The following is a 7,118-nucleotide window of genomic DNA, read 5'->3' as shown; positions in this document are numbered from 1 at the left end:
ACCCGGCCGGGGTGGTGTTTGCGGGGTGGTGGGTGGGGCGCGGGCCCCCCCCCACCACCGACCGGGACCGTCGGTCAGGAACCGAGCGGCGCCGTCAGCGAGCCCAGCGACGGCAGTTCCAGGGAGCCGATCGCGCTACCGGACCCGCCGCCGGCCACCACGATCGTGGCGTCCTCGGACGCCGACGGCCGGAACGTGCCGTTGCCGACGTACCGCGCGGACACGTTGTGGGAGCCGCCCGTGAAGACGTGCGAGAGGGTGGCCGTGCCGTCGATCACCGGTGCCTCGCCGACCACGACACTGTCGACGAGGAAGGCGACGTTGCCGCCGTTCGGGTCGGGCGCAACGGTGGCCGAAAGCTGCACCGTGTCACCGGCGTTCGCCGTCTCGGGGACCGTGATCGCGGTGGTCGTGACGTTACCGGTCTGTTCACCGATCGCGATCGTGGCGAGCGGGCCGCCACCACGGTTGAGCGGCGCCGAGTCCTCCTTGGCGTCCTTGGGGACACAGCGGGTGGGCGCCCACTGGTTGCCGCCCAGGGCCACCGCGAGAGCGAGGAAGGTGTTGTAGTTGCCCTCGTCGCCCAGGTTCGATGCGGTGCCGCCGGTGCGCAGCTTCGGCGTGATCTCGCCGCCGGCGCCCGCGGTGAGCGTGACGTCGATCGCCGGCAGCTGGAACCACGTCGAGCCGTCGGAGCTGGGGGTGCCGTCCAGATAGTTCTTGGTCTTGTCGGCGACGATGCCGGCCTGGCTCTTCTTGTCGGCCTTGGGGCTGTTGCCGATCACCTCGTTGTCGCCGGACAGGCGCAGGATCGTACCGGCCGGGTCGGGTTCGCCGTTCTCGTTGACCCGCAGCACGTTCGCGGGGGTTCCGGAGATGCCGATGCCGCTGCCGGGGACGACCTCCGCGCCGACGAACGTGGCGTTGTCCGGGAGCTGGTAGTCCATCTTCATCCGGGAGACGTTCGTGGTGGTGGCGATGCTCTCCTTGTCGGGGAAGGCCGACGGCGCCGGCTGGACGCGGTAGGTGAACGTCTCGCCCGGGTCGACGCGGGTGGGGCCGTCGACGGTGAACACGTGCGGTGCGACCTTGTCGACGGTGAGGATCGCCGCGGCCCGGCACTGCGCGTTGAACGGGGTGGTCGTGGTCGCGGCCGATGCCGGGGACCCCGACAGCACGAGCCCGGCGGCGATGCCGGTTGCGCACAAGGGCGTGAGATATCGCCTGGCGGAATTTTCAGTCATGGTGCATTCCTTGGCATTCGAAGTAGGGGAGGGGAGCAGCGTCCGGTCAGGAGCCGAACGGCAGCGTCAGTGAGCCGAACGCCGGCAGTTCCACGGAGCCGGTCCCGTCGCCGGGCCCGACGACCGTGACGGCGGCGGCCGCCGACGTCGACGGGTTGGCTGCGATGTGGCCGCTGTAGCGCGCGGTGACCTGGAACGTGCCCGCCTCCGTGAAGGCATGGCCGACCGAAGCGAAGCCGTTCACGACCGGAACCGGAGCGCCGACGGGGGTGTCACCCACGTAGAACTGCACGGTGCCGCCGTAGGGCGCCGGTGCGACGGTCGCGGTGAGCGTCACCGGAATGCCGGGAATCGTGGCTGCCGGTGCGGCGACGGTGGTCGTGGTGTCGCCGGGCTGCGCCGCCGCGATGTTCAGCGGCGCCGGCGCGGACGTCGAGCCGACGAACCCGGTGCCCGTGAACACCGCGGTGATCGAGTGCTCGCCGGGCTCCTCGAAGATATGTGCGGCCGTGGCCACGCCGTCGACGACCGGGGCCGGCGCGCCGAGCGGGGTGGAGCCCGAGAGGAACTGGACGGATCCGTCGGCCGGCAGCTGTGCCGTGACGGTCGCGGTGAGCGTGACCGGTTGACCGGCCCGGCCGCTGTTGGGTGCCAGGAGGGTGGTACTGGTCGCCAGATCCTTGTGCTGCACCTCGAGTGCGGTATCCGCGGAGGTGGACGGGGCGAAACCGGTGTTGCCGGAGAACTGTGCGGTGACCGTGCGGGTGCCGGCGTGCAGGAAGGTCGCCTTGATGCTCGCCGTGCCGTCCGTCAGGATCGACGTGGCGGTGCCCAGCAGGTCGGCGCCGTCGTAGAAGGCCACCTTGCCGTTGGTGCGGATCGGCAGGACCCCACCGGACTGCAGGGACACCTTGGCCTTGAGGGTGGCCTGGACGCCGGTCTCGACGGGCGCGTCGTTGGGCAGAACCTCCACGACCGTGGCCACGTCCTGGTCGACGACCGTGATGGTCCCCTGGGTGGTGCTCGCCGCGGCGGTGTCGGTGACGCCCGTGATCTTGCCGCCGCCGAGGTACTGGACGGCAACCGTATGCGGTCCGGCCGTCGTGAAAGTGTGCTTGAGGGTGGCGAGTCCGGTGCTGCCGGCCTTGATCTGCGCGCCGGTCGGGGCGCCGTCGACGAGGAACTGGACCATGCCGCCGTTGACGCCCTTGTTGGCGTCGACGGCGAATGTCTGTGACTTGAGGTCGATCTCGATACCGGTCTTGATCTGCGTCGGCATCGTCAGGTCGACACGGGTCGCGAACTCGGAGGGTCCGGGCTCGTCGGCGAGTAGGGCCGGCGAGCCGTTCGGAACACTCTGCGCGGGTTCTGCTGTGGCGCTGCCCGTGAAGAAGAGCAGGGTGCCGGCGGCCGCGGCCACCGTCGTGAGCGCTGTTCGGCGCCATCGGTTCGTCATTGAGGAAACTCCTGGATTCGGAATGCGAACGTTCTCGACTTTGGAGTGGAACGTGTTTCACCTAACACGCATTCGAAACCCGGCATAAGCGAATTTGACGCTTGATCGATCAAGAGCCAAACTGAACGACCGTCCGGCTTGTTTTGAAGTGAAATCTACTGTGCAGGTACAGGACTCGAGCGTGGAAAGTCAGTGCGCGAAGGGCTGTTCGGGGCCGGATGGGCCGCGCGTTTCCCTGCTGTCGGTCGCGATAACCTGTTTCAGAACTGGGGGTGGGCGACCCGTCGACGGCGCGGGTGCGGCGTGCGTGCGGAGATCCGGCAGCGCGGTCGAAGAAAAGCCGACGGGCCGGACACCTCCAGGTGTCCGGCCCGCTGTGACGGCTTCGGGTGGTGAAAAGTGCTCAGCGCCAGAGGCTGTCGACATCCGTGGCTACCCGAGCGGGCGGCTGTGGCATCGTCGTCGGCGTGCGCGAGAAGCGCGGCGCCGGTGCGTGCTGGGGCACGCCCTCGAGTTCGATGATGCCGCCGCGCGCCGCGATGTGCGGATCGCTCGGGGCCTCGGAGAACGTGAGGACCGGCGTCGTGCAGGCGTCCGTCCCGTCGAAGACCTTGGTCCACTCGTCACGCGTCTTGCTGAGGAAGCGGTCCGTGAGGATCTGGCGCAGTTCGGGCCAGCGGCTCCCGTCCTGCTGGCCGGGCAGTTCCGCCGGATCGAGTTCGAGGCCCTTCAACAGCTCGGCGTAGAACTGGGGCTCGATCGCACCGACGGCCATGTACTTGCCGTCGGAGGTCTCGTAGGTGTCGTAGTAGGGGGCGCCGCCGTCGAGGAAGTTCACGCCGCGCTCGTCGGACCACATGCCGATGCGCCGGAAGTTCCAGATGATGTGCGACAACGCGAGGGTGCCGTCGACCATCGCCGCGTCGATGACCTGGCCCTTGCCCGACGTCTGACGCTCGACGAGCGCCGCGAGGAGACCGAAGAGCAGGAACATCGAGCCGCCGCCGAAATCGCCGACCATGTTCAGTGGTGGCACCGGGCGCTCGCCCTGGCGTCCGATCGCGTGCAGCACACCGGTCAGGGAGATGTAGTTGAGGTCGTGGCCCGCCGACTGTGCGAGCGGTCCGTCCTGGCCCCAGCCCGTCATGCGGCCGTACACCAGGCGCGGGCAGCGTTCCTGGACGACGTCGGGGCCCAGCCCCATGCGCTCCATGACGCCGGGGCGGAAGCCCTCGATCAGGATGTCGGCGCGCCCCAGCAGGTCGAGGACCTTCTCGACGTCGTCGGGGTTCTTCAGATCGGCCTCGACGACGCGACGGTTGCGCGCGGTCTGGTCACCCACCCGGCCCTCCGCCGGAAGCATCCCCGCGCGCTGGACGCGCACCACGTCGGCGCCGAGGTCGGCGAGCAGCGTCGCGGCGTGCGGGCCCGGCCCGATTCCGGCGAATTCGACGACGCGGATGCCCGTCAGCGGGCCCTTCCGCTCGGCTCCTGCAGTAGTCACGTACTTCCTCCTGATGGTCGAACCTCCGTTCCTGTGACGGTAACCCGTCCCGTACGCCGGATGTGGTCCGGGTCACGGAGCTGCGACGACTTGTCGCCGACGGTGGTCGAGGCGCACAGTTGACGCCATGGCCTTCCCCGGAGAACTCGTCGCGTTCCTGGCCAGTACCGACCTGGACGTGTCGTCGATGTTCTACGTCGACACGCTGGGTCTGACGGTCACCGAGCGAACCCCGTTCGCGCTCGTCGTGGACGGGGGTGGCGGGACGGAACTGCGCATCACGCTGGTGCAGTCGAAGGCCGACACCGGCTACACCGTGCTGGGGTGGCGGACGGCCGACCTGTCCGCGACGGTCGACGAGCTACGGGACAAGGGCGTCGACTTCCTGCGCTACCAGGGCATGGATCAGGACGATCACGCCGCGTGGACGGCGCCGGACGGCACCCGGGTCGCGTGGTTCCACGATCCGCACGGCAACGTGCTCTCGATCCATCAGCCGCCGAGCTGATCCGTGGGATTCGTCGACGCCGCCGGTGCGCGGCTGCACTTCCAGGAGCACGGCGACGGGGAACCGCTGGTGCTCCTGCACGGCAACAGCGAGAACCTCGGATACTTCGCGGCGCAGGTGCCCGTCTTCGCCGAGCACTACCGGGTGCTCGCGCTCGACACCCGCGCGCACGGCGACTCGACCCGCGGTGACGGGCCGCTCGACTTCGAGCGCCTGTCCGACGACGTGTGCGCGGTGCTCGACGCCGTCGGCGTCGAGAGCGCGCACGTGCTGGGCTACAGCGACGGCGGCAACACCGCGCTCACCCTGGCGTTGCGCGACCCTGTGCGGGTGCGGTCGCTGATCGTCAACGGCGCCAATCTCGATCCGCACGGGCTCGGTGCCCGGTTCCGGGTGCCCGCGACGCTCGCGTGGCTCGTGGGCGGGCTCGTCGCGCCGCTGTCGGCGAGGGTGCGACGACAACACGAACTGCTCGAACTGATGGTCCGGCACCCGCACATCCCGGCCGCGGACCTGGCCTCGATCACCGTCCCGACGCTCGTCATCGTCGGGGAGCGCGACGCCATACCGCGCCGGCACACCGAGCTGATCGCGCGATCGATCCCCGACGCCGAGCTGATGTTCGTGCCCGATGCCGGGCACGCGTGCGCCGAGCAGCGGCCCGACGCGTTCAACGCGGCAGTCCTCGACTTCCTGGCACACGTCGAGGCGCACGACTGAGCGCTACAGCAGTTGCGCGGCCGCGAAGCCCGCGAGCAGCACCGCGAACGCGCCCACCTCGCCGACGATCAGTGCGATCATCGCCACACGCAGCGCGGCGTCGGGGCGTGCGAACTGGTTGGTGGTGTCGCGGCGCGCGCCGTGCACGATGTAGCTGCCGATGGCCGCGACGAAGAAGAACACCAGGATGCCCGCGCACGTCGCGTTCACGGCCGTCGGCCAGTCGCTGAGCTCGACGAACACCGACACCAACAGTGTCGCAAACGAATACATCAGCGCCGAGCGGTGTGCGATGTCGACGTACGGGTGCGCGAGATGATCGGGCGCCGTCGCCATCTGCCGGTACTTCCACACCCCGAGGAGCAGGGCAAGCAGGAAGATCAGGCCCGCCGCGAGCAGGGTCAGGCGGGTGTCGAGTCCCAGGGTCATCGCGACAGTATGGCCAGTGTCGACCGCATATAGTCCGATTCATGCGCCCCGACACTCCCGCAGACGTCCCCGCCCGCATCGGCACGCCGCTGAGCCCGAACGCCACCCGCGTGATGCTGCTCGGTTCCGGCGAGCTGGGCAAGGAGGTGATCATCGCGCTGCAGCGTCTCGGCGTCGAGGTGATCGCCGTCGACCGCTACGCCGACGCCCCCGGGCACCAGGTGGCGCACCGCGCGCACACGATCGACATGGGCGACGCCGCCGAACTGCTGCGGGTCATCGAGGCCGAGCGGCCGCACTTCGTGGTGCCGGAGATCGAGGCCATCGCGACCGAGGCACTCGCCGAGGTCGAGGCGAAGGGCGCCGCGGTCGTCATCCCGACCGCCCGCGCCACGCAGCTGACGATGAACCGTGAGGGCATTCGCCGACTCGCCGCGGAAGAGCTGGGACTGCCGACGTCGCCGTACGCGTTCGCCGATTCCCTCGACGAGGTGCGCGCCGCCACCGAGCGGATCGGCTTCCCGTGCGTGATCAAACCGGTGATGTCGTCGTCCGGCAAGGGACAGTCCGTGGCCCGCAGCGCCGACGACCTCGAAAAGTCCTGGGAGTACGCGCTTTCCGGTGGCCGGGTGAACAAGGGGCGGGTCATCGTCGAGGGCTTCGTCGACTTCGACTACGAGATCACCCTGCTCACCGTGCGCGCCGTCGACGGCACCCACTTCTGCGAGCCGATCGGGCACCTGCAGGACTCCGGCGACTACATCGAGTCCTGGCAGCCGCAGGCCATGAGCCCGGCGGCGCTCGCCGCGTCCCGCGACGTCGCCGAGAAGGTCACCACCGCGCTCGGTGGCCGCGGCATCTTCGGCGTCGAACTGTTCGTCAAGGGTGACGACGTCTACTTCTCCGAGGTGAGCCCCCGTCCGCACGACACCGGCCTGGTGACGCTGCGCTCGCAGCGGTTCTCCGAGTTCGAACTGCACGCCCGCGCGATCCTCGGCCTGCCCGTCGACACCACGCTCGCAGCGCCGGGCGCGTCCGCGGTGATCTACGGCGGTGTCGAGGCGGCCGGTGTCGCGTTCGAGGGTGTCGCCGCCGCGCTGTCGGTGCCCGAGACCGATCTGCGCCTGTTCGGCAAGCCCGAGGCGTTCGCCCGTCGTCGTATGGGTGTCGCGGTGTCCACCGGACCCGACACCTCGACCGCGCGTGAGCGTGCCCGCGAGGCGGCGTCCCGCGTGCGCGTCGTCGTACCGGAGTGAG

General features: G+C 69.6%; 7 protein-coding genes. 3 read left to right on the top strand and 4 right to left on the bottom strand.

Annotated elements, in window-relative coordinates; translation table 11 throughout:
• Positions 1–74 precede the first annotated feature (74 nt).
• The 3 genes from ABEU20_RS21900 to ABEU20_RS21890 form a co-directional block, all read right to left on the bottom strand.
• Positions 75–1,244 (bottom strand): Ig-like domain-containing protein, encoded by a 1,170-nt coding sequence (locus ABEU20_RS21900; protein WP_420166476.1) that lies wholly within the window; start codon positions 1,242–1,244, stop codon positions 75–77.
• A 46-nt stretch (positions 1,245–1,290) separates the two neighbouring features.
• A complete protein-coding gene (locus ABEU20_RS21895; protein WP_420166475.1) occupies positions 1,291–2,700 on the bottom strand; it encodes an Ig-like domain-containing protein in 1,410 nt (469 codons plus the stop codon).
• A gap of 403 nt (positions 2,701–3,103) precedes the next feature.
• Complete coding sequence (locus ABEU20_RS21890; RefSeq protein ID WP_420166474.1) at positions 3,104–4,204, bottom strand: CaiB/BaiF CoA transferase family protein; 1,101 nt, start codon at positions 4,202–4,204, stop codon at positions 3,104–3,106.
• A 127-nt stretch (positions 4,205–4,331) separates the two neighbouring features.
• On the opposite strand from ABEU20_RS21890, the gene ABEU20_RS21885 reads away from it, so the two are divergent.
• Both ABEU20_RS21885 and ABEU20_RS21880 read left to right on the top strand, forming a co-directional pair.
• Positions 4,332–4,712 carry a VOC family protein gene (locus tag ABEU20_RS21885; RefSeq protein ID WP_420166473.1) on the top strand — a complete coding sequence of 127 codons (381 nt, stop codon included), beginning with the start codon at positions 4,332–4,334 and terminating at the stop codon, positions 4,710–4,712.
• Between the two features lie 3 nt (positions 4,713–4,715).
• Complete coding sequence (locus tag ABEU20_RS21880; RefSeq protein WP_420166472.1) at positions 4,716–5,432, top strand: alpha/beta fold hydrolase; 717 nt, start codon at positions 4,716–4,718, stop codon at positions 5,430–5,432.
• Positions 5,433–5,435: 3 nt separating this feature from the next.
• On the opposite strand, the gene ABEU20_RS21875 is transcribed toward ABEU20_RS21880, so the two are convergent.
• Positions 5,436–5,861: a hypothetical protein gene (locus tag ABEU20_RS21875; RefSeq protein WP_420166471.1), complete on the bottom strand. Its 426-nt coding sequence runs from the start codon at positions 5,859–5,861 to the stop codon at positions 5,436–5,438.
• A 41-nt stretch (positions 5,862–5,902) separates the two neighbouring features.
• On the opposite strand from ABEU20_RS21875, the gene purT reads away from it, so the two are divergent.
• The gene (gene purT / locus ABEU20_RS21870; RefSeq protein ID WP_420166470.1) at positions 5,903–7,117 is read left to right on the top strand and encodes a formate-dependent phosphoribosylglycinamide formyltransferase; all 1,215 of its coding nucleotides are present in this window, start codon (positions 5,903–5,905) and stop codon (positions 7,115–7,117) included.
• The last annotated feature ends 1 nt before the right edge of the window (position 7,118 follow it).

Origin of the sequence: Rhodococcus parequi (genome assembly GCF_046042785.1) — a bacterium.
GTDB classification, from domain to species: domain Bacteria; phylum Actinomycetota; class Actinomycetes; order Mycobacteriales; family Mycobacteriaceae; genus Prescottella; species Prescottella parequi.
This window is presented reverse-complemented; position numbering and strand designations above follow the sequence as displayed.

Excerpts from the sequence above, each read along its gene's own strand:
- ABEU20_RS21900 (WP_420166476.1), bottom strand. The coding sequence starts at position 1,244 with ATGACTGAAAATTCCGCCAGGCGATATCTCACGCCCTTGTGCGCAACC.
- ABEU20_RS21895 (WP_420166475.1), bottom strand. The coding sequence starts at position 2,700 with ATGACGAACCGATGGCGCCGAACAGCGCTCACGACGGTGGCCGCGGCC.
- ABEU20_RS21885 (WP_420166473.1), top strand. The coding sequence starts at position 4,332 with ATGGCCTTCCCCGGAGAACTCGTCGCGTTCCTGGCCAGTACCGACCTG.
- ABEU20_RS21875 (WP_420166471.1), bottom strand. The coding sequence starts at position 5,861 with ATGACCCTGGGACTCGACACCCGCCTGACCCTGCTCGCGGCGGGCCTG.
- purT (WP_420166470.1), top strand. The coding sequence starts at position 5,903 with ATGCGCCCCGACACTCCCGCAGACGTCCCCGCCCGCATCGGCACGCCG.